Raw genomic sequence first — 21,745 nt, 5'->3', positions numbered from 1 at the left:
TCTGAGGTCGTTTTTGTCTATACGTTCGGATTAATCGCGGTCACTGTTAAAGAAAAAGAAGAGCACAACCACGACAATAATAATCCATAAAAACTCATCGTTATCTCGATCAAAAAAACCGTCGAACAGACCCATTTCGGAGTCCCCCTTTCCCTTCTCGCTACAGCCTATGCAAAAGGCTAGACGCGTGTCAGTAGTTGGAAGAGCCCAAAAATGTAGAGGATGTTCTATTTTAATCGAGCCGTAATCAGGTGAACGTATGTCGTGATTTGCCGTACATCTGTCTGAAACCCCAGATCAGCCAGCTCTGCCAGCATGCGGGAACGGTCTGCAAAGCATTCATTTTCCATCTTTTCGATCGTACGATATTCGCCTGCGCTCTCCAGTTCTTTTAGGTGAGTGCGGCGATGTTCTTGATCGACAAACATCAGATCGGCAATGATAAATCGACCTCGTGGCTTGAGGACACGACGACACTCTGCTAGCGCAAGCAGCTTTTGGTCATCCGTCAAATGATGGAAGGCATAGCTGGACGCAACAAAATCAAATCGGTTCTCCAGAAAAGGAAAGGCGAAAAATGTACCTAGCTTTGTGTCAACCTCCGGATGTTTGCGCCTGCACTGTCTGAGCATTTCCAGCGACTGGTCGAACCCACTCATTTTCGCACCAAATCGAACCAATCGACCTGCCAGATTGCCCGTTCCCGTCCCTGCGTCAAGGCCTGTTTCTCCCGGCTTCGGTTTTGCTGCAGCCACTACAGTGTCCAGCACTTCGTCGTACCTCTCGTGCTTGTTGTAGCCATCCTGCTCTCGCGTCACGAGCTCGTCGTACACATCGGCAATCTGATTGAAATTCCACCGATCTACCCAATCGCCTCGAGTTTGGCGTAATCGCTTGTTGGCTTCTGCCAATTCATACAAAGAGGCAGGGGCGATGACCTGGTCGGTTCTGACACGCTCAATCATTGCTTCGGTCGTCTCGATCACCTTGCTTAGCTCTACCCAGCGGTCGTACATAAAGGAACGCTGCAGCTCCAGATAGTGCAATAAACTGCCTTGCCCCTGATCCATTTGCTCTAACAGCTCCCGTATGTCTTCAATGGGCATCCCCACCTCACGTAGCGTGATGATTGTTTGCAGTCGCCATAAATCTTCTTCAGAAAATTGACGATAGCCGGATTCATCCGCCTTTTGCGGTCGGATCAATCCTTTTTCCTCATAATAACGGATTGCTCGCGGCGTAATTTGCAACCGGTGAGCCATGTCCTTTATTTGCATCAGGTACCTCTCCCTGTTAACCTTCCTTTTTACGTATCTTAAACCTTACCGTTACGTTAGTGTAAAGCAAATATTTAGAACACTTGGCTACGTCAAGCTTTTTGGCAGAGCAGTGGTAGTATTTATGCCAATAAGAATTTTATAAATTTTTATCGTGCAAATAAGCTGCCGGCTTTTGCTTCCGACAGCTGTGTCCTTTATGCGTTATGAGTTTCAGCCAGCTTTTTAATGACTAGCAGGCTCGGAAATTTCTTGGAGAGCATCGCTCGCTTCATCCTGGTGCACCTGACGAATAGCCATGTCAGCCAAAGCAACAATCCCTGCCAGCTTGCCGTTCTCTACGACTGGCAATCGGCGAATTTGATGCTGAGCCATGATTTTCGCAGCTTCATCTACTGTCATCCCAGGTTGGCCGAGTACGATATCACGTGTCATGACCACTTCAGTGGCAGCCGAGCCTTCATGTTTTTCAGCAAGCCCTCGAATCACGATATCGCGGTCGGTAATGACACCGATCACATCGTTTTTTTCGTTCACGACCGGAATGACGCCTACATTCCAGTCACGCATTTTGCAAGCGACCTCGTAAACGTTATCCTTGAGCGTCACAGTCGCGATATCTTTTGTCATGATTTCGCGCAATGTGCGGTTTTCTACTTTCGCCATAATCGTTCTCCTCCTTTTGCTAATGAACGCTTGTAGTGTGTCCTGTTACCTATTCGTTCATTCGCATCGTTGGGACGTGCGTCACGTTTTTTCGACTAGAGTAGATACATCCCCGTGTGATAATATGTTAACATGGTGCTTATGGACAGTAGCAAAAAAAGGCCGCAGAGTGCTGCTACACCCTTGCGGCCCTAAGCTACAATAGTCGTTCCTTTCGGGGAGTCGGCTCATAGTACCCGCCTGTAGACCTCCCGGCTGCGAAGCTCAAGGGAGGTCTACTTTTTCCTACTAGAAGACAGCATCACTACTAAAGTCCCAAATGTCAACATCAGACTTAGTGCCTCGAATACTGTCATCTTATCACCCCCCTTCTACCGGGGATGCCGACCACCCTTGAGTACGATCTATTGTGTAGAAAATTATACCATATGATGGTAATTGAGGTCATCTATTCGCAAGACTGACTTATACATTGCGCTTCTTCCAAAAACAGACTATCATTAATAAGTGAAAATCTTACCTTTTTGTAGGAGGAAAAAGAATGGTTATCAAGGACACTGGGGTTGGCACAAAAGAAGTCTTCTTCGCCGATCTAGAGCACTACATGGGCGATCTCGGTTTTGACCGTGGTGCTTGGGATTACAAACACGCTACATACGATTATAAAATCCAAGATAAAGGTAACGTTTACTATCTGCGTCTGGAAGCAAACGTAACCGAAGGAAAGCTGGAGGATTCTCACGCTGTTCTGAAATTCGAAGATCCTTATATGGGTAAACATCTGTTCCCGCATGGTCTGGACTACGACTACCCAATTCCTGATTCTGTCATCAAATCAGCCAAGCTCAAACTGCAAATGCTGAATGAAAAACTGTCCTCACACTAATAACGACCAGCTTTTTTAAATGGATGCGTGTAGCTAAACAGAGAGGTGTCCCCTCTCTGTTTCACGTAGAAGGGGGATCTACGATGAAAACTCGGGGGGTTCCTGACTTTTTGTTATTGTTTTTAACCGCCCTGATCGTTGGGTTTGGCATCACGATGGTACTCAGCGCAAGCTCGATCTTTGCTCTGACCAGCTTCACCTCAAACGGCTGTAGTTATTGCAATGGCGATGAACTGTACTTCGTGAAACGACAAATTCGCTTTTTGGTATTAGGCATTGTCGGGATGCTGGTTGCCATGAACATACCCTTCTCCTTTTACAAACGTAATTTCTTGTTGATCGCCACAGTAAGTTTCTTTTCCTTACTGCTGGTGTTGATCCCAGGCATCGGTGAAGAGATCAAAGGGGCACGATCGTGGTTCCGTATTGGCTCCGCAAGCCTCCAGCCAGCCGAATTCGCCAAGCTTGGGCTGATTCTTTATCTAGCGGCCATCATTGCCAAAAAAGGGGACGGGATTCAAAAGCTTAAATCGGGTCTGATGCCTCCACTCCTGGTGACGGGGCTGTTCTTTCTCTTGATCGTCGCTCAGCCTGACCTCGGTTCAGCCGCCATCCTGCTTGGCACTGCTCTGATCGTTCTAGTCTGCGGAGGTGCGAAGCTTCGTCACCTGATTGGTCTCGGCGGGCCCGTCGTCACCTTAGCTCTGGTTGCGTACATCACCGTAAAGCAGCACGCATTGAACCGGATCCATTCGTATTTGGACCCATGGAGCGATCCTTTGTTTACGGGATACAACATCATTCAATCATGGATCGCGATTGCCCATGGTGGACTTTCCGGGACAGGATTCGGAAAGAGCATCCAGAAATATTTGTACTTGCCAGAAGCCCATACCGATTTCATTTTTTCCATCATTTCGGAAGAACTCGGATTTATCGGTGCTTCGATCTTCTTGCTCATCTATTTACTGTTTTTGCTTCGCGGCATTCACATCTGCCTGCGGGTGAAGGATACATTCGCCAGTCTCGTCGGAATCGGCGTCATCAGCATGATCGCCCTCCAAGCGACCGTAAACATTGGCGGTGTGACGGGGATTATCCCATTGACGGGCGTCCCTCTCCCCTTTATCAGCTACGGCGGCTCTTCATTGCTGGTCTGTCTGATATCCACCGGCATTTTGTTGAATGTATCCAGGGAAGTTAGCAGGCAGAAAGTGGACGAGCAGGTCACGAGGACGACGTATTCGGTTTGATAGGAGAACAAAAAAAACGACCTGCCCTTTCGCAGGTCGTTCTCATTTTACCTCAACCGCTTCTACCCGAACATTGATTGCATCTACCAGCAGCCCTGTCAAATGCTCCACAGCTTCCTTTACACGCTCTTGTAAGGTCTGGCAAACATGATGGATGGGCGTTCCATAGCGCACAGAGACGCGCATGTCGATCGTTACACGATCATCCACCATCGAGATACTGATTCCTTTGGACCCACCATTGATTTTCTTGGCTAAATCCTGATACAGTCCTCCCGAACGGACAGATACCTCGAGTACCTCTTCTACCGCCACTCCAGCAATTACGGCAATCACCTGATCTGCTACCCTAATTTCACCGAGCTTTTCCACCATCTGGACGCCCTCCTCCTTCGCCCGATTAGTAACCTCTCCCACCGATAATGTCTCACTTTTCTTTCATTATAAACAAATCAAGCTTGGGCTTGGAAGGGAATTTGTTTTTTTCTCTCTGATAATGTCGGTGGGGTGCTAGCTACGTCGAGAAGTGTCAATTGTTTAACGTCACGCACCTCATTCAAAGCCCTTTGCAAGTCCTCCACTGTCTGTACAGAACGACCGTCGACACCACATGCCTTTGCCCAGAGCACAAAATCCGGATTGCGCATTTTCACGCCAAACGGAGTGTAGCCCGCATGTTTCATCTTGATTTCTTCCAAGCCGAGTGTAGCGTTGTTGACTACAACCAACAGGATGGATACATTCTGCTCCACTGCTGTCATCAGCTCTGCAAGATGCATCTGCAATCCTCCGTCACCCGTGATGCAGACGACCTGCCTATCGGGGCACGTCAGCTTAGCTGCGATCGCAGCAGGCAATCCAAAACCCATCGTCCGCCACTTGCCTGAAAACAGGGGAAGCTGGGCACTGACTCGAAACGCCCGATTAAACCAGAGTGTATGCTCCCCTGTGTCCAGCGCGATGATGGCATCCTCTTTTACGAAGTTCCCTAATGCATGTATGAGCGTTTCCGGTTTGATCGGTTCATCCGGACTTTGATCCGTGAGTCGTTGTGTTTCTTCCCAAAATTTCGCGTGCCAACGTTCTACCTGTTCCTCCCAAGCATAGTCCAACTGACGAGTTTCTAAACGCCTACTCCAGAGGGGAAGCACATCGTCAAGGTTTGCCGTTACCGAAGAAAGCTGTGGATGCGCGTGTATGGACTCCGCATGTGAATCGACCTGAATGATGGGAAGCTGCTTAGGCATGTAAGAGCGAGGAAACCAACTAGCTCCCAGGATCACGAGCAAATCCGTTTCTGCCAATGCATGCAAACCAGATTCACTTCCCCCTTCTCCTAACCCACCCAAGACAAGCGGATGAGATTCCTCCATAACTCCTTTGGCCCCCAACGTCAGGAGTACGCCTGCACCCAATTGCTCTGCCAGCCTCCGGCATCCTTCTGCATCCTGACGCGCTCCTACACCTAGCAACACCAACGGTTTTCTTGCCTGCAACAATCGCTCAGCTGCATGCTCCATCTCGATCCGATCTGGCCTCACTGCTGTAGAGACCCGTGGCAACTCCGGAACGATCTGTGCTGTCGTCACTTGGTTGAATACATCCTTGCAGATGGAAATATGAGCAACACCTTTTTGTTGTGCGGCAATGGTAAACGCCTTGTGTAACACCATCCCGATCGCATCTGGATGAGTGACCGTCGTCGTATACTTGCAAATGGGCCTCATCACGTCTTCTTGAGGAATGTACTGTTTGTACCCTCCACCCAGCTTGTGCGACTCTACCTGACCCGTTATGGCCACGACAGGGACTTGATCTGCCCACGCATCTGCAAGCCCGTTCAACAAATTGACGGTACCTGGCCCCATGGTGGCTGTGCATACAGCTGGTCGACCCGTGAGCTTTGCTTCCGCACTCGCCATCATAGCCGCAGCTGCCTCATGTTTGCACGCCACGTACTGGATGGACTCCTGTTTCCCCAAGGCTTCCATCCAGGCAAATAGAGCGTCTCCTGTCACACCATAGATTCGTTTTACTCCCCATTTCGTCAATTGTTCGGTAAGAAACGATGCGACCTGCATGAATCTTCACTTCCTTTCTATGCGTTTCCTTCACGTATTCGCTAGTTTGCTCATCCTCCAATATTTTACTAAGACTCATTTTCGATAGTTGGAGAACCTAATCTCTATCATCTGGTGTTTAGCACCCTTGCGAAGGAGGATTTGCCATGAAACAGCCTTACAAATGGCTGATGGCCGTAACGGTACTCGCAATTCTCATCACGACAGCGGTAGTGGTTTACCCGATGCGTTCGGATGCATTCAGCCAGCAGATCGTCAAAGTTGGTGCAGAAGGAAAAGACGTCCGAGAGATGCAATATCGCCTGAAATTTTTAGGCTTCTACACAGGAAAGGTGGACGGCGTCTTCGGATGGCGCTCCTATTGGGCACTGCGCAACTTCCAGTACGAATTTGGCTTGCCTGTAGACGGCGTTCTCGGAGCCAAATCAAAAGTGAAGCTCTACAACGCGACGAAAAACTACAAACCAACTGCGGCAGATCTAGGCGTTCCACAAACGTCTCAAGGCGGACCAACTACGCCAAGCACGCCAAACGCAGCACCCAAAAAAGAGACGTTTCACGCCGCTGGGATCTCTGAAAATGACCTGCGCCTGATGGCCAATGCGGTATACGGGGAATCACGGGGGGAGCCTTACATCGGTCAAGTAGCGGTGGCTGCAGTCATCCTGAACCGGACAAAGAATCCCTCCTTCCCGAACACACCTGCAGGCGTCATCTTTGAGCCTCGTGCTTTTACAGCAGTCGCAGATGGACAAATCTGGCTCACTCCAAACGAGACCTCCAAACGCGCAGTAAACGATGCGCTCAAAGGCTGGGACCCGACTGGCGGTGCGATTTACTACTTCAACCCGGACACAGCGACTTCCGGCTGGATCTGGAGCCGTCCACAAATCAAAAAGATTGGACGTCATATTTTCTGCCGCTAATTTGAAAACTAGGCTCAACAAGAGCAGGCACGCGAGTCTCGGACTCCGTGCCTGTTTCTCATCTCGTATGCTCCTAGGAACGTTGACTTTGCATGTGCTGAGCCATTTTGACGAATCTCTCTTCCGGTTCAGTCGTTCCACAAACGCCACACTGGATCATGTAAGCATCACCCTTGTACGGCTTGTGAAACAGGTCTAATTGGTCAGCGGTTAACTCAGCAACCACTTCTCCTGACTGCGGATCGAGTCGCATATAGCGCGGTGTCTGTTCAATCACTGTAAATCGCATGCGATTCGATTTACATGTCGGACACAAATAAGGCATTGTCATGTTTGCCACCTCCCATTCATTGTTCACCGTTTAGTTTCTTCCACATGAGGAACTCTATACCTATTGGCTCATGGACTTGGGATATGGCAATATAGGGTGAATAGGGTAATAATTGTGTAGGGTTTTTGTTCCCTGCAGATTGAAAGTACATAAACCGAGGTGACCGTATGAAATTGCGTCTATTTTTCACAGTGGTTGGATTATCCTTTCTTCTGGCTGCCTTTGCCCACTACTTTACGGAAAATGAAATGTTTCAGTTTATTACTGCAGCCATCAGTGTTGTTTTTTTGGCTGCCTGGCTGGGAAAGTCGACAGAGAATGTAGCCCATTATGCGGGGGATCGAATCGGTGGATTTCTCAACGCTACCTTCGGCAACGCCGCTGAGCTCATCATTGCCTTTTTCCTTGTAAAAGAAGGGCTGTTTGAGATGGTGAAAGCGTCCATTACCGGGGCGATCATCGGCAATATGCTGCTGGTACTGGGACTCAGCGTTCTTATGGGAGGACTGAAATTCAAGGAGCAAAAGTTCAACAGACAATTGGCCGGTCACAATGCTTCGCTCATGACACTTGCCATCGTCGCCCTGTTTATCCCCGCTGTTTTCATGCGAGAATTGCCTCCAGTCAAGATCGAGACGTTGAGCATCGTAATCGCTGTCCTCCTGATCATCGCCTATCTACTCTGGCTGATTTTCTCGATGATCACGCACAGTGACTTTTTGTCAGACATCGAAGAGCATGAGAGTGAAGCCGTATGGTCCAAAGGCATTTCCATTCTGATGCTCGCCACCTCTACGGTCTTTGTCGCCATCGTCTCCGAATGGCTCGTTCACGGCGTCCAGCATGTCTCTCAATCTATGGGCTGGTCTGAGCTGTTCGTTGGTGCATTTGTCATTGCCATTATCGGAAACGCTGCAGAACACAGTGCCGCACTCCTCCTGGCTATGAAAGGTAGAATCGGAGCTGCCGTCGAGATCGCAATCGGCTCCAGCCTGCAAATCGCTCTGTTTGTCGCCCCTACCCTCGTACTCGTCAGTCTCCTGTTAGGCAAACCGATGGACATCGTGTTTACTCCGTATGAACTGGCGGCAATCGGAGTGGCAACTTTCATCACCATTTCCATTACGAAAGACGGCGCCACGAACTGGTTTGAGGGCGTGCTGTTACTGACGGTATACATCATCCTGGGCACAGCGTTTTTCTTTGCGTAATCCCACGCTAGCAACAAAAAAAGGACTGCTCAAGGCTTTTTGCCTCGCAGTCCTTTTTTGATCGTGATCATACAGCTTTCTATACAAATCCGAGCATATTCAAAAACACAAACAAGATCGCGAGTGGTGCCATGTATTTGAGGAGAAACAACCACAAGACAAACATCTTACGTCCGGCTGAAGACTTCACCTGCAATTCGTGGATCAGTGTTTCCCGTTTCATTTTTAAAGGCACGAACACGGCAATGAGCAGAGCCCCGAGAGGCATCAAGATGTTACTAACCAAAAAGTCGACGGCATCAAAAATCGATTTACCAAAGATGGTGTACTCACTCAAGATGCCAAATGACAATGCGGACGGGATCCCAAAAATAAAGATAAGCAATCCGATCAGCCAGGAGAGGCGCTTGCGCTTTTTCTCGTCTCCTTTTGCCAGTGAAGCCACGATGATTTCCAGCATAGAGAACGCTGAGGTCAACGTAGCAAACAGGAACAATGCTAGGAAAATCCATAAGAACAGACCGCCAAACGCAATCTTCTCAAAAACAGAAGGCAAGACAATAAAGAGTAAGCCAGGGCCTGCAGTCGGCTCAACTCCAAGTGAAAAGACAGCTGGGAAGATCGCCAAGCCCGCGAACAGGGAAACGAACAGATTCAGTCCTACGATCGATCCCGCAGAACGTACAAGGCTTTCCTTTTTCGCTAAATAGGAGCTGTAGGTCACCATGACGGATACCCCGACACTAAGCGAGAAAAAGGATTGACCCATCGCGTATAAAATGGATTCCCCACTCAACTTGGAGAAGTCTGGACTCAAGAAGAAAGAGATACCCTCCATCGCGCCGTCCAAGGTGAGAGAACGAACCATCAGAATGAGGAAAAGAATGAATAAGGCAGGCATCATATACTTATTCGCAGACTCAATCCCGCTCTGCACCCCACGCGCCACTACCCAAGCCGTAATCAACATGAATACTAGTTGAGCGAAAACCGCGCCGAAAGGATTACTGATAACCGATCCAAAAAGCTGATCGTAAGAAGGCCCGGTAATCTGGCCTGTGATACCGCGCACCAAGTAGGTGAGAATCCAGCCTCCTACCACACTGTAAAACGACAGCAAGAGAAAACACGTAACAACACCGAGACGTCCAATCCAATGCCAGACAGTACCAGGAGCAATCGCTTTGTATGCACTAACTGCCTCTTTTTGTGTGCTTCGCCCGATCGTAAATTCCCCGAGCAATAGCGGAAGCCCGATTACGATCGTAAAAATCAGGAACAAGAGAAAAAATGCGCCGCCACCGCTCGTTCCAACGATATAGGGAAACTTCCAAATCGCCCCCAGGCCAATAGCAGAACCAGCCGCTGCCAGAATAAAGCCCAGCCTGCTCGTCCACTGCTCTGTTTGTTTCATACTCCCTTCACTCCTCCATCTGTGTCTCTAGTTGAAAAAAACAAAAAAACCCGCCCCAAAAAGGGACGAGTTCATTCATTCTCGCGGTACCACCCTACTTAGACATCAGCTACTCCGAGCTGATTGTCTCGCTCTGCCATTTGTAACGGAATGACCCAAATGCTCCAGAGTGAATTCCACGGTACACACTTCAAAACTGCTTTCAGTCTATGGCAGCTTCTCCCTGACAAGTTGTTGATCCGCTTACTAGTCTCTATCCACGCATTTTAATAATATCGAAAAATATATCTATTAATGTAATGTACACTCAAATAATATGCAACCCTTTTTTTAGCTTGACTTCATCCATTTACAGACAAAATGAAAAGCGAGGAATATCGCTGTTCTCCTCGCTTTTACCTTTGGTTATACAGTTCATGGAGATGGGCCAGCTTACGTTCCAAAGAACCCATAATTTCCCGACCAATCTCTTCTTCAATAAGTCCCAGGCGAACCGCATATTCTACTTCACGGGAGAGCCCGAACATTTGTGTATCCAATACTTCTTCATACAGTGGGCACTGCGGCATGGTCAGGTTTTCCATCTGTACGTCGATCAGCTTGTAAATTTTGTCCGCATCTGCTTGAAGCAACGCTAGCGCTTTTTGTTCCAGATCGGGAACCTTAATTTCTGTCAAAACCTATCCCTCCGTTTGCCTCCATCCTTATCATACATAGTACGCGATTCTGCGCCATTTGAAAAGGGGAGAAGGAACAACAACTGTAAGAAGCTAAAAGATACCAAGATTCCATTCTTTTGAAAGCAGCTCCAGCAGCTTGACTCCGGCAACCGAGTTTCCTTTTTCGTCCAGAGCAGGCCCGAAGACTCCTATGCCCATTCGTTGCGGAACTGTAGCCATAATCCCGCCTGCCACTCCACTTTTTGCGGGAATGCCGACATCGATGGCAAATTCCCCTGAGGCGTTGTACATTCCACAGGTTACCATGAACGTCTTGCAAATACGAGCGATTTCTGCTGGAAACACTCTTTCCCCCGTGCATACATCCACCCCGTCCGCTGCGAGTACCATGCCCAGTCTCGCTACTTCCGTGGCTGTCACCTCGATGGAGCAGTGCTGGAAATACAAATCCAGTGTTTCCTCTACGTCTCCTGTTAAAACACCGCTGTCTTTCAAAAACCAAGCAAGTGCCCGATTGCGGTCTGCTGTTTTCTTTTCCGAGCAATACACCGCTTCGTTCACATGGATGTTCGGATTCCCCGTCATCTTGCGCAGCATATCCAAGAGGCATTCTAGCCGTTCCTGCACGTTTTTCCCCTGAATCATCCCTGCTACGGCGATTGCCCCAGCATTGATCATTGGATTTAACGGCTTGTGTGGCTTGATCGTCTCCAGCTTGATAATAGAGTTGAAAGGATCTCCTGTCGGCTCCTTGCCTACTCGTTCAAATACGTATTGGTGGCCATTCTGGCAAAGGGCCACAATCAACGAAAAAATCTTGGAGATGCTCTGCAGAGTAAAGGGCTTATTTACTTCCCCTGCGGACAGGATAGTTCCGTCCGGCATGCAGATGCTCACACCCAGCTGACAAGGGTCCTCTTTAGCCAATTCGGGTATGTAAGATGCCACCTTCCCCGTACCTGTACAGGTTGAGGCTTCCTTTCGCAGTCGCTCCAATTGTTTGGTCGCTTGCTCGATGTTCATCTGCAATCCCCTTTTTGGAAGTTTCAACTTGATCACTATGGATCAAATTGTAGAGTGGAAAAATCTCTCTGTCAAACTTCGGAAAAATGTCAGAGGATTGCAGACGTCTATGGAATGTGCTCACTCGACTCAAGCACGAATTTCCCCTTGGTGTAAGCAACTCGACAACACGTAGCCGATCCTTCTATTTTCGGTGTATAGCCTGCTCCAGACGCTCCATCGCCTCTACCAAAAGCGCTCTCGGACAAGCAAAGTTGATTCGCTGGAAGCCCTCTCCTTCTGCGCCAAACCCCATTCCATCGTTCAGACCAAGCTTGGCTTCCCTACGGATCAAGTGATTCAGTTCGGTTTGATTCAACCCGAGCTTGCGGAAATCCATCCACCCCAAGTACGTCGCTTGGGGAACGTTCATCGATACTTCAGGTAATCGATTGGTCACATACTCATGGAGATACACTGCGTTTTTGTGCAAGTAGACAAGCAGTTCATCCAGCCATGCCTCCCCGTGTCGATAAGCAGCAACTGCCGCCTCCATACCAAACAAGTTAATATGTTCATTCCCCATTTTGGATGCCATCCCGTTGAAGTCACGCAAGAGCTGCTGATTCGTAGTGAGCATGTAAGAAGTAAACAGACCCGCTAAGTTAAACGTCTTGCTAGCAGCATGGAAGGTCACGCTATGATTGGCGACTTCAGGCGACAAGGCATAAAGCGGTATGTGACTGCCTTTTTCGTAGACGAGATCCGCGTGAATTTCATCTGAAATGACAATGACTCCATGCTCCACGCACAAGTTCCCCAGACGTTCCAGCTCCTGTCTGGTCCAGACGCGTCCGATTGGATTGTGCGGACTACACAAGATCATCAATTTGACATGATCGTCAGCGAGCTTTTGTGCGAGGTCGTCCCAATCCATCTCGTACTGTCCCTCGTTTTCGATCAAGCTGCTCCGTACGACCTGACGTCCTCGGTTTTCGATTGCAATCGCAAAAGGATGATACACAGGAGTCTGGATCAGTACCTTGTCCGCAGGTGCAGTGAATGCATCAATCGCTACGTGAATGCCAGGGACCACCCCGGCTACGCTGGTCATCCAACTCTCCTCGACGTTTACACCGTAACGCCTGGCGATCCATTCCTGCAGGGCTTGATAATAGTCCGATTGCTTCATCGGATAGCCGTAAATCGGATGCGTCGCTCGTTTGATGAGTGCTTCCGTCACGGCTGGCGGACACGCGAAATCCATGTCAGCCACCCACAAGGGCAGCATTCCGTCTCCATTAAAATCAGGATTCGTCGTCTCCCACTTCACGCTATTGGTTCCTGTGCGATCAATCCGTTTGTCAAAATCGTACATATGACCCACCCCGCTTTTCGTCAAGTTCTTCTTTTTCAGAATATACGCTTTTTTGGCAGTTGTCCAAGAATGAGTGTGGGGAACAGAAAAAAAAGAGCCGCACCATCGGGCGACTCTTTTTTAGGTTAGCGAGGATATACACCTGGGCCTACCGGCAGATCAAGGAAGTACCAGAGCGCCATCTGTATGATTCAGATCACCAAGAACACAATCGCGTGCGGTGGCCCAGAGGAGGAATAATCACCATGGCAGCATCTGAGGCGAGGTTTCCGAGAACTCCGACGAAAACAACGGCATAGCTGACGATTGCTACGGGCACTCGAGACATCATTTTTCGCAGGACGGTCGTCAGAAGACCCACTCCCTTAACCAAGAAATAACGAATGAACAAATTGGTAGTATTGTACACTCTCTTTATATAAGCGATCGATTATTTTAATATAATTATATAAACTCCGAATAATGTGTCAATTATTTTTAGATCATTTTCTGAAATTTTCGTTATATTGCATTGGTTTGCCGTTCTCCGTGAACTTGCAGTAGAATGAGAGTTGAGATTGATAGATCACGGAGGTATGCTTCATGTCGGATGTTATCGTGTTTAAAGGGGCCATATCCTTCCCCATCACATTAGATCCAACCGTCTGGGTTTTTGACGACCGCAAATTCGATCTCCGCGAGTACGTCGAGGAGAATGAGTCAGTCGAGCAAAAACAATCCAAGTACTTGCAAGGTACGGGCACACAATGGGACAAGGAGCTTCGTGAAGGGTCAGAGCCGCCGTCAGAACGCAAGACTCTGGCACAGGAGCGCAAGGTGCTGGAAGGGGATTACGGCATTCGTCTGGACCCATTCATCACGATCGCTGAGCCATTGCCAGAAGTCACTCATGTCCGTTTACACCGTGAAGACCAAGATCCTGTCGAGCTGCCACTTGCTGAGGCGAGACGGGCGATCCTGCAATTTGCAAAAGATGGCAAGCCGATTCGCGAAAAGGGCCCCGTCTATTTCTATCTACCAGAGACTCTCCTCGCAAAGGAAACTCCCATCGATGGAATTACAATGATGGAATTTATCAGCTCCAAGTAAGTCTTTTCTTGCACAGAAAAAGCCATCCTCCGTCGTCGGGGGGATGGCTTTTCATTCTTATGACAATATGCTCCAAGTGGCCAAACTTGCATCTGCTCTTACGCGCTTACCTGTGCGATGCGAATACCTCGATGGTCTAATTCGGAACGGAGCAACTCAATAAAAGCAGAATCTAGTTGAAGGTCGACAGCTCGATGATATACTTCTATCAACATTTGATCGCTCAAGTATTTCACCTTTGCTCACCTCCAGCTTGTTTATGAGCCCATTGTATCAGAAGCAACATTAACGAACAATCGTTCGGATATCCACACCCCATGTTGAAAAGTTGTGGAAAAGTTGTGAGTAATTTGTGCGTAACTGACAAAAAGCAAGATGTTTCCATGTGGATTTAGTTTCCAAGTTTATCCACACAAGATCGAAATTTGTCGAAAAATTATTCTCGGAACCGAGACATTTTCCCTTTTATCATTGAAAAAAGCTATCCTGTCATGGATAGCTTTTTCTTTCAAGCGATTTCTTACGCGTTTGCAGTTTCCGTCACATGCAGTACTTGCTTGATTTTCGCAATGGCCCAATCCAGATCTTCTTTGGAAATAATGAGCGGTGGTGCAAAGCGAATCGTTGTCTCATGGGTTTCTTTGCAAAGCAAGCCCAGTTCTTTCAGTTGCTCGCAATAAGGACGAGCAGCTGTTTTCAACTCGAGACCAATGAACAAACCGCGACCACGGATTTCTTGAATCAGTGGGTTGTTGATTTCTTTGAGCTTCTCCACGAAGTAAGCGCCCATTTCGAGGGAGCGTTGTACCAATTGCTCGTCTGCCAGTACATCCATCGCTGCGACTGCGACTGCGCAACCGAGCGGATTGCCCCCAAAAGTAGAACCATGGGAACCTGGTTCGAATACACTCAGAATTTCCTTGTCTGCTGCTACTGCCGAGATCGGGAATACGCCACCACCGAGAGCTTTCCCCATGATGTACATATCTGATTTTACACCTTCCCAATCACTCGCAAACAGTTTTCCAGTACGCCCAAAACCAGTTTGGATTTCATCGCTCACCAGAAGAACGTTGTTTTCTTTACAGATGTCATACGCTTGTTTCAGGAAGCCATCTGGTGGAATGATGATTCCCGCTTCACCTTGAATAGGCTCGAGCATGAACGCTGCCGTATTTGGCGTAATCGCCTGTTTCAGCGCTTCGATGTCACCATAAGGGATGATCTTGAAGCCTGGGGTGAACGGTCCAAAACCGCGTCTGTACTCTTCAGCGGAAGAAAAAGAAGTAATCGTTACCGTGCGACCGTGGAAGTTGCCTTCACACACGATGATTTCTGCTTGGTTTTCTGCAACTTTCTTCACATCGTAAGCCCAACGGCGAACAGCTTTGAGTGCTGTCTCAACTGCCTCTGCACCTGTATTCATTGGCAAGATCATTTCTTTGCCAGTCAGCGCAGACAATTTTTCGTAGAATTCACCCAGCTGGTCATTATAGAAAGCGCGAGAAGTTAGGGTTACTTTGTCAGCCTGATCTTTCAGTGCCTTGATGATGCGTGGATGACGATGTCCTTGGTTCAGAGCAGAGTAGGCGCTCAGCATATCCATGTATTTTTTGCCTTCTGGATCTTCGACCCATACGCCTTCTGCCTTGGAGATTACGATCGGTAGCGGATGATAGTTATGCGCACCGTATTTTTCAGTCTGGTCAATTACCTTTTTTGTTTGTTCCATGTTGACGACCTCCTTCAATTTCACATGCAACTATTACTAAGCAAGAATGATGCCAAAGGAAAATGCCAAGAAAGATGCAAAAAATGAAAGCGGACCGCAAAATAATTTTGCATATTGTTTCGTAAATTTCGGCACCTGCACAAACATTTTGCACCTGCGCTTTCCTATGATATGATACTTTCACGAAGAAAGGCTGGTGAACTACTGTGTCGTCTTCCATGCAACATTCTTCACTCGACACGTTTCTACGTATCTACGAACAAATATTAGACAGAATGAATGAGGGTGTACATGTTATTGACTCGCATGGCACAACGATCGTCTACAATCAGAAAATGACGGAACTCGAATCCATGACGCAGCAAGACGTTTTACATAAACCCTTGTCTGAGGTCTTTCAATTTCCTTCAGGACAGGAAAGCACGTTGCTCACCTGCCTGCGAACAGGAAAAAGCATACGCAATACCCGACAAACGTATTTCAATGACAAGCAAAAAGAAATTACCACCATTAATAACACGTATCCCATCGTGGAAATTGGTCAAATCGTCGGCGCAATGGAAATCGCTGATGACGTCACCAAAATGGAACGGTTGATTCGCGAAAATTTATTGGAGAAAAACGGATCGCGCTACACCTTTGATCAGATCATCGGACGCAGTGGACCGATTCTAGACGTGATCGAGAATGCCAAACGCGCAGCACGCACCTCTTCCTCCGTCCTCGTCGTAGGAGAAACCGGAGCCGGCAAAGAGCTATTTGTGCAAAGCATTCACAATGCTAGTCTGCGCGCATCAGGCCCACTTATTTCTCAAAACTGCGCTGCCCTACCCGACAGCTTGATTGAGGGGCTTTTGTTCGGGACAGCACGAGGAGCATTCACCGGTGCTATCGAGCGACCCGGATTGTTTGAGCAAGCGGAGGGTGGCACGCTTTTTCTCGATGAAATCAACTCGCTTAGTATGCCTCTGCAGGCCAAATTGTTACGTGCTTTGCAGGAGAAGTCCATTCGCAGGATTGGAGATACCAAGGATCGGTCCATCGATGTACGGATCGTCGCCGCCATTAATGAAGATCCCGTCGAAGCTATCGCCAATCAGCATCTACGAAAGGACTTGTACTATCGACTAGGCGTAGTCACCCTGTTTATTCCTCCGCTTCGTGAACGCAAGGTCGACATCCCGGTACTGGTAAGCCACTTCATTGAAAAATACAACCAGCTCTTTCAAATGGAGGTCGTCGGAGTCAGCGATGAAGTCCACAACTTTTTCAACGAGCATGATTGGCCAGGCAATGTACGCGAGCTGCAGCACCTCATTGAGGGGGCTATGAACTTGATGATTGATGACACGATCATCGGCTACGAACATCTGCCTCTGCATTTTTTACGCCGTGCTCCAGCGGCTGCCATCATGGTAGAGCAGCAGTCTCAACCGTTCCTCCCCTTCCCGGATGAAGGGAAACCATTAAAGGAAACAATGCAGGAATTCGAAACCTCGTATATTCACCATGTCGTGGACAAATACAATGGAAACATTTCGCGTGCTGCCAAAGAGCTGCAGATCAGTAGACAAAGTCTCCAATATCGGCTACGCAAGCTCGGAATAAAAGGATAATACGCACCATTCTTTACATACGCCAAATTTTTTGGCGTATTTTTTAATTATTTTGCACAAAAATGCAATGATCGTTTGCACTTATCATTCATAATGCTGCGCAAACCATGAATTTTCTGCTTATTTTATTTGGTATCATTCTTGCAGAACATATAGCCATCCTGAAAACGCATTCATCAAGCCTATATTCTTGCACGAAGGAGTCGACTACATGACAACACACAACGATCAACAAAATGAACTAAAACGTAGTATGAATAGCAGGCATCTCTTCATGATTTCGCTAGGCGGTGTAATTGGAACCGGCTTGTTCCTCGGATCTGGCTATACGATTAGCCAAGCGGGTCCGATTGGTACGATTCTTTCCTTCTTGGTCGGCGGATTTATTATGTATCTGACCATGCTTTGCTTGGGTGAGCTTACGGTTGCCATGCCAGTCTCTGGTTCCTTCCAGACCTACATGACCCGTTTTGTCAGTCCTTCTCTTGGCTTTGGTGTCGGTTGGCTGTACTGGTTGGGTTGGGCAGTTACCGTTGCTCTGGAGCTCTTGTCTTCTGGTCTCTTGATGCAACGCTGGTTCCCTGATTCGCCTGTGTGGATGTGGTGCGCCCTTTTTGGCGGTGTTTTGTTCCTTCTCAATGCCTTGTCGGCTCGTGCATTTGGTGAGACCGAGTTTTGGTTTTCTAGCATCAAGGTAAGCGCTATCATCCTGTTTATCATTTTGGGTGGTGCAGCTATGTTTGGACTGATCGATTTGAAAAACGGTCAGCCTGCTCCGATGTTCTCCAACTTTACCAGCGGCTCGTGGCTTCCTCACGGGATTACAGGTCTATTAATGACGATGATTACCGTCAATTTCTCTTTTCAGGGTACCGAGCTGATCGGGATCGCAGCCGGGGAAAGTAAAGAACCGGAGAAAACCATTCCGAAGTCGATTCGCAACACCGTTTGGCGTACGCTCGTTTTCTTTGTTCTCGCCATTTTTATTCTCGCTGGGATGATTCCATACGAGCAAGCAGGGGTAGTAGAAAGCCCATTTGTCGTCGTGTTTGACAGCATCGGTATTCCGTACGCTGCTGATATTATGAACTTCGTCGTGTTGACCGCACTTTTGTCGGTTGCCAACTCTGGTTTGTACGCTGCTACCCGTATGCTTTTTGCCTTGTCTAAAGAAGGCATGGCGTCTGAAAAGCTGGGTGCCGTCAACAAAAAGGGAATTCCGATGAATGCCCTGCTGATCACGTTTGCGATCGCACTTTTGTCCCTGTTGTCCGGCTTCTTTGCCGAAGATACCGTCTTCATGGTTTTGCTGTCGATTGCAGGTCTGGGTGCACAGATAGGTTGGATCTCGATCTCTGCTTCCCAACTCGCCTTCCGTCGCCACTACTTGAAAAATGGCGGCAAGCTGGAGGATCTCAAGTTCCGTACCCCGCTTTATCCGATTGTTCCGTTGGTGTCTTTGATCCTGAACCTGACTGTTCTGGTCAGCCTGGCATTTGACCCTGAGCAGCGCATCGCCCTCTATTGCGGTGTCCCTTTCATGATCATTGCCATCATCGTGTATCAGCTTCATTTTAAAAAGAAGCTGGAACCGCTCAAAAAGAACGCAGCGTAATAAGCCATAACCCAAAAAAACCTCTACCGAGGACAGCCCAAGGATGAGCGACCCCGATGTAGAGGAAAGTTTTTAGGCGCTACACGATAAAGAAAAGCTTGCAGCCCTCAGACGGGACATGCAAGCTTTTCGTTTTTTAGTCCTTGAGTTTTCTCTTTACACGGAGATGCGTACGATTTCCGTAATGACTACCATTGCAAATACGGCAAATCCAAGGGAACTCGTTACCAATAACATCCGTTTTAACTTTTTCATATCTTCCATAAAATCATTCCCTCACTTTCTTGCGCCATTCATCTCTATCGTTATATACGTACCACGACTGGAAAATGTTTCAAAAAGCCCAAAATTTTTTATGAGCGGGCTATTTTCGGGTAATCTTTACCGATTTGCTTCGTCCCGTGTTCCATTTGATACAACATCCACGCTACCAACATTCCCACCAGGAGGCAAATCGTCCAAGGTAACCAAGTCATCTCAAGTTGGATAGACTGATCATATACCCATCCACCGGCGATCTGCCCTACGGACCCACCTATGGCGATCGAATAACCATTGAAGCCGTAATAAGCACCGACAAGTTCCTTTGGAGCAAAGCGAGGTACCACGTCAACCAGATTGGGCACCGCAATCATCGTTCCTAATGCGTACAGGAAGACGTCGAGCAGCAGCAGCCAGAGAGTATCGGCGAACGTCAGCATAAACAATCCTGTTCCCATAATCATCGTACCTACACCAATCAGAGTCAGTCGTTGATGATACCCTTCCATCCACTGACTGACTTTCATTTGCAGCAGAATCACGGAAACAGAGACCGCCGACAGCACAATGCCGACATTCCCCTTGTTATGCGTCACGTTCTCTACAAGCAGAGGAATCGTCAAGAATATTTGGTTGCTCAAGTAGTAATACCCCATTAAGATCACAGTGAAACGGACAAATTGCCGATCTTTCATCACGTGCAGCATGCTATCCCATATGCTGTGACGCGTGCTCGTGGCAGAAATCGGAGGTAACAGGAAAAAGGCGACCAGCGCACATAATGCGAAGACCCCTCCTGCAAAAAGGGACAAGTACGTAAAATCAACGGCAGACAATGCAGTCCCAATAATTTGGGAACCAACGACGCCAATATTGGTCAACACATTTCGAAAAGCGAATACTTCTTTCCGGATAGATTCTGGAGTCAGCACGGCAAAGGCTGCAGAACCAGCGGGATCAAACAAAGCTCCCCCTAATCCTGACAATACCGCAGCCACGAAAAATTGCCATGTCTCGGTGCAAAATGCGAACATGGCAAATCCAATTGCACGCACGGCCATTCCGAGGACCATGGTTCCTTTATACCCAAACGCGTCAGCAGCAACTCCGCCTATGAATGCAAATCCTTGCTGGGAAAATTGTCGCACACTCAGAACAAGGCCCGCCATCGCCAGTGCCCAGCCAATACTTCCCGTCAAATATAACGTGAGATACGGAATAAGTGCATAAAAGCCCATGTTCATTAAAAATGAGGTGGACAACAATAGTTTTACACCAAACGGAGTTTCCCTCCATATTTCCCGCTTCATCAATACCCCTCGCTCTTCCCTTTTGATTACTTGAAATAGGGATATTCCCAGCTTAAAGAACAGGGTATAATTTGAGAAACGAACAATTTTGTATATTGTAATCAAATATTTAGATAAGAGGGAATCTCACTTTATGGACTTTGAACAATTACGCGCATTTTACACGTTAGCACAGACAAAGAATTTCACTAAGGCTGCAGAAATGCTCCATCTTGTTCAGTCTACCGTTACTATGCGCATCAAGCAACTGGAAGAAAAAGTAGGAAAACCTCTCTTTATACGTGACAAACGGAGCGTAGAAATTACACAAGCTGGACTGACTCTGTTGCCTTATGCCGAGCGAATTCTCAAGCTTTCCCATGAAGCATTAAATGAGGTTGCCGCTTTGCAGCCTTATGAGGACTATTTGTCGATCGGCAGTCTGAATGCCATCTGGACCTCCACCCTCGAACCGATTCTCAAGGAGTACCACTATCGCTACCCGCAAATCGCAATCAGCACCAGAACGGGCCACTCATCGGACGTCATCCAGTATTTATTAGACAATGTGATTCAGATTGGTATCGTGTATGTTCCACCTTCTTTGCCTAACTTTGATGTCATTCCGACATGGGAAGATGAAGTCGTTTTGGTGAGCCGACCAGGGTGTACTTTCATCACGTCGACTCACATTGATTCTCGAGAGTTGCGTCGCCTGCCGCTCATCCATATGAGCTGGGGCCCTCCCTTTAATGAATGGATCAGACAGACTTTACCCCGAAACTACGTTCCCAAGCTGACGGTAGACAAGGCGGAACTGGCAATCGATTTGATCAAGGAAGGACTCGGGGTTAGCCTCATGACGCGTTCAGCTGTCAAGGCAGATCTGGCAACAGGAAAACTCATCGAAATTACGATCACTGGAAACAAACCTCCCAAGCGCTCTGCCTATATCGTCTTGCCCCGAGAAAAAAAGAACAAACCCAGCGTGGAAAAATGGCTGGGCTTGATGAAGGAATTGGGATATTCGACGTAGCA

The 21,745-nt window shown here is 48.0% G+C and carries 21 protein-coding genes and 1 pseudogene; 8 read left to right on the top strand and 14 right to left on the bottom strand.

From position 1 onward, the window contains the following. Window positions 1–227 precede the first annotated feature (227 nt). From AN963_RS04935 to AN963_RS32435, 3 genes are all read right to left on the bottom strand, one after another. Complete coding sequence (locus AN963_RS04935) at window positions 228–1,277, bottom strand: MerR family transcriptional regulator (RefSeq protein ID WP_055743417.1); 1,050 nt, start codon at window positions 1,275–1,277, stop codon at window positions 228–230. Window positions 1,278–1,502: 225 nt separating this feature from the next. Beyond that, the gene (locus AN963_RS04930) at window positions 1,503–1,943 is read right to left on the bottom strand and encodes a CBS domain-containing protein (RefSeq protein ID WP_055743416.1); all 441 of its coding nucleotides are present in this window, start codon (window positions 1,941–1,943) and stop codon (window positions 1,503–1,505) included. A gap of 275 nt (window positions 1,944–2,218) precedes the next feature. Beyond that, on the bottom strand, window positions 2,219–2,299 hold the full coding sequence (locus AN963_RS32435) for a putative holin-like toxin (protein WP_353936533.1): 81 nt from the start codon (window positions 2,297–2,299) through the stop codon (window positions 2,219–2,221). Window positions 2,300–2,484: 185 nt separating this feature from the next. On the opposite strand from AN963_RS32435, the gene AN963_RS04925 reads away from it, so the two are divergent. Then, window positions 2,485–2,829, top strand: a complete 345-nt coding sequence (locus AN963_RS04925) for a YugN family protein (protein WP_055743415.1) — start codon at window positions 2,485–2,487, stop codon at window positions 2,827–2,829. Between the two features lie 83 nt (window positions 2,830–2,912). Further along, window positions 2,913–4,082: a putative lipid II flippase FtsW gene (ftsW, locus tag AN963_RS04920; protein WP_055743414.1), complete on the top strand. Its 1,170-nt coding sequence runs from the start codon at window positions 2,913–2,915 to the stop codon at window positions 4,080–4,082. Between the two features lie 42 nt (window positions 4,083–4,124). Here ftsW and AN963_RS04915 read toward each other — a convergent pair whose 3' ends face one another. Next, window positions 4,125–4,457, bottom strand: a complete 333-nt coding sequence (locus AN963_RS04915) for an Asp23/Gls24 family envelope stress response protein (RefSeq protein ID WP_055743413.1) — start codon at window positions 4,455–4,457, stop codon at window positions 4,125–4,127. A 77-nt stretch (window positions 4,458–4,534) separates the two neighbouring features. Further along, entirely contained in the window at window positions 4,535–6,163 is a 1,629-nt protein-coding gene (locus AN963_RS04910; RefSeq protein WP_055743412.1) for a thiamine pyrophosphate-binding protein, read from the bottom strand. Window positions 6,164–6,309: 146 nt separating this feature from the next. Between AN963_RS04910 and sleB the strand changes: the two genes are divergently transcribed. Further along, the gene (gene sleB, locus AN963_RS04905; RefSeq protein ID WP_055743411.1) at window positions 6,310–7,089 is read left to right on the top strand and encodes a spore cortex-lytic enzyme; all 780 of its coding nucleotides are present in this window, start codon (window positions 6,310–6,312) and stop codon (window positions 7,087–7,089) included. Window positions 7,090–7,162: 73 nt separating this feature from the next. Here sleB and AN963_RS04900 read toward each other — a convergent pair whose 3' ends face one another. Then, entirely contained in the window at window positions 7,163–7,420 is a 258-nt protein-coding gene (locus AN963_RS04900; protein ID WP_055743410.1) for a hypothetical protein, read from the bottom strand. A gap of 167 nt (window positions 7,421–7,587) precedes the next feature. On the opposite strand from AN963_RS04900, the gene cax reads away from it, so the two are divergent. Beyond that, window positions 7,588–8,631, top strand: coding sequence for a calcium/proton exchanger (gene cax, locus AN963_RS04895; protein WP_055743409.1), 1,044 nt, complete (start codon window positions 7,588–7,590; stop codon window positions 8,629–8,631). 79 nt (window positions 8,632–8,710) lie between these two features. Here the strand turns inward: cax and AN963_RS04890 are convergent, their stop codons facing one another. From AN963_RS04890 to AN963_RS30095, 5 genes and pseudogenes are all read right to left on the bottom strand, one after another. Then, a complete protein-coding gene (locus AN963_RS04890; RefSeq protein WP_055743408.1) occupies window positions 8,711–10,045 on the bottom strand; it encodes a sodium-dependent transporter in 1,335 nt (444 codons plus the stop codon). Between the two features lie 395 nt (window positions 10,046–10,440). Then, a complete protein-coding gene (locus AN963_RS04885; RefSeq protein ID WP_055743407.1) occupies window positions 10,441–10,722 on the bottom strand; it encodes a YlaN family protein in 282 nt (93 codons plus the stop codon). A 93-nt stretch (window positions 10,723–10,815) separates the two neighbouring features. After that, on the bottom strand, window positions 10,816–11,748 hold the full coding sequence (glsA, locus tag AN963_RS04880; protein ID WP_055743406.1) for a glutaminase A: 933 nt from the start codon (window positions 11,746–11,748) through the stop codon (window positions 10,816–10,818). A 184-nt stretch (window positions 11,749–11,932) separates the two neighbouring features. Next, entirely contained in the window at window positions 11,933–13,105 is a 1,173-nt protein-coding gene (locus AN963_RS04875) for a MalY/PatB family protein (protein WP_055743405.1), read from the bottom strand. Between the two features lie 223 nt (window positions 13,106–13,328). Next, a pseudogene (locus AN963_RS30095) lies at window positions 13,329–13,478 on the bottom strand (AbgT family transporter); the annotation flags it as partial. A 209-nt stretch (window positions 13,479–13,687) separates the two neighbouring features. Between AN963_RS30095 and AN963_RS04870 the strand changes: the two are divergent. Next, window positions 13,688–14,194 (top strand): molybdopterin-binding protein, encoded by a 507-nt coding sequence (locus AN963_RS04870; protein WP_055743404.1) that lies wholly within the window; start codon window positions 13,688–13,690, stop codon window positions 14,192–14,194. Window positions 14,195–14,292: 98 nt separating this feature from the next. Here AN963_RS04870 and sda read toward each other — a convergent pair whose 3' ends face one another. Then, complete coding sequence (gene sda, locus AN963_RS04865) at window positions 14,293–14,430, bottom strand: sporulation histidine kinase inhibitor Sda (RefSeq protein WP_055743403.1); 138 nt, start codon at window positions 14,428–14,430, stop codon at window positions 14,293–14,295. 284 nt (window positions 14,431–14,714) lie between these two features. Further along, entirely contained in the window at window positions 14,715–15,926 is a 1,212-nt protein-coding gene (locus AN963_RS04860; protein WP_055743402.1) for an ornithine--oxo-acid transaminase, read from the bottom strand. Between the two features lie 218 nt (window positions 15,927–16,144). On the opposite strand from AN963_RS04860, the gene AN963_RS04855 reads away from it, so the two are divergent. Then, window positions 16,145–17,542 carry a sigma-54 interaction domain-containing protein gene (locus tag AN963_RS04855; protein ID WP_055744453.1) on the top strand — a complete coding sequence of 466 codons (1,398 nt, stop codon included), beginning with the start codon at window positions 16,145–16,147 and terminating at the stop codon, window positions 17,540–17,542. A gap of 211 nt (window positions 17,543–17,753) precedes the next feature. Further along, complete coding sequence (locus AN963_RS04850) at window positions 17,754–19,157, top strand: amino acid permease (protein WP_055743401.1); 1,404 nt, start codon at window positions 17,754–17,756, stop codon at window positions 19,155–19,157. A gap of 353 nt (window positions 19,158–19,510) precedes the next feature. Here the strand turns inward: AN963_RS04850 and AN963_RS04845 are convergent, their stop codons facing one another. Continuing rightward, window positions 19,511–20,728, bottom strand: a complete 1,218-nt coding sequence (locus tag AN963_RS04845) for an MDR family MFS transporter (protein ID WP_055743400.1) — start codon at window positions 20,726–20,728, stop codon at window positions 19,511–19,513. A 133-nt stretch (window positions 20,729–20,861) separates the two neighbouring features. Here AN963_RS04845 and AN963_RS04840 point away from each other — a divergent pair, with 133 nt between their 5' ends. Next, window positions 20,862–21,743, top strand: coding sequence for a LysR family transcriptional regulator (locus tag AN963_RS04840; RefSeq protein ID WP_055743399.1), 882 nt, complete (start codon window positions 20,862–20,864; stop codon window positions 21,741–21,743). Window positions 21,744–21,745: the final 2 nt, after the last annotated feature.

Source organism: Brevibacillus choshinensis, assembly GCF_001420695.1.
GTDB lineage: Bacteria > Bacillota > Bacilli > Brevibacillales > Brevibacillaceae > Brevibacillus > Brevibacillus choshinensis.
This window is presented reverse-complemented; position numbering and strand designations above follow the sequence as displayed.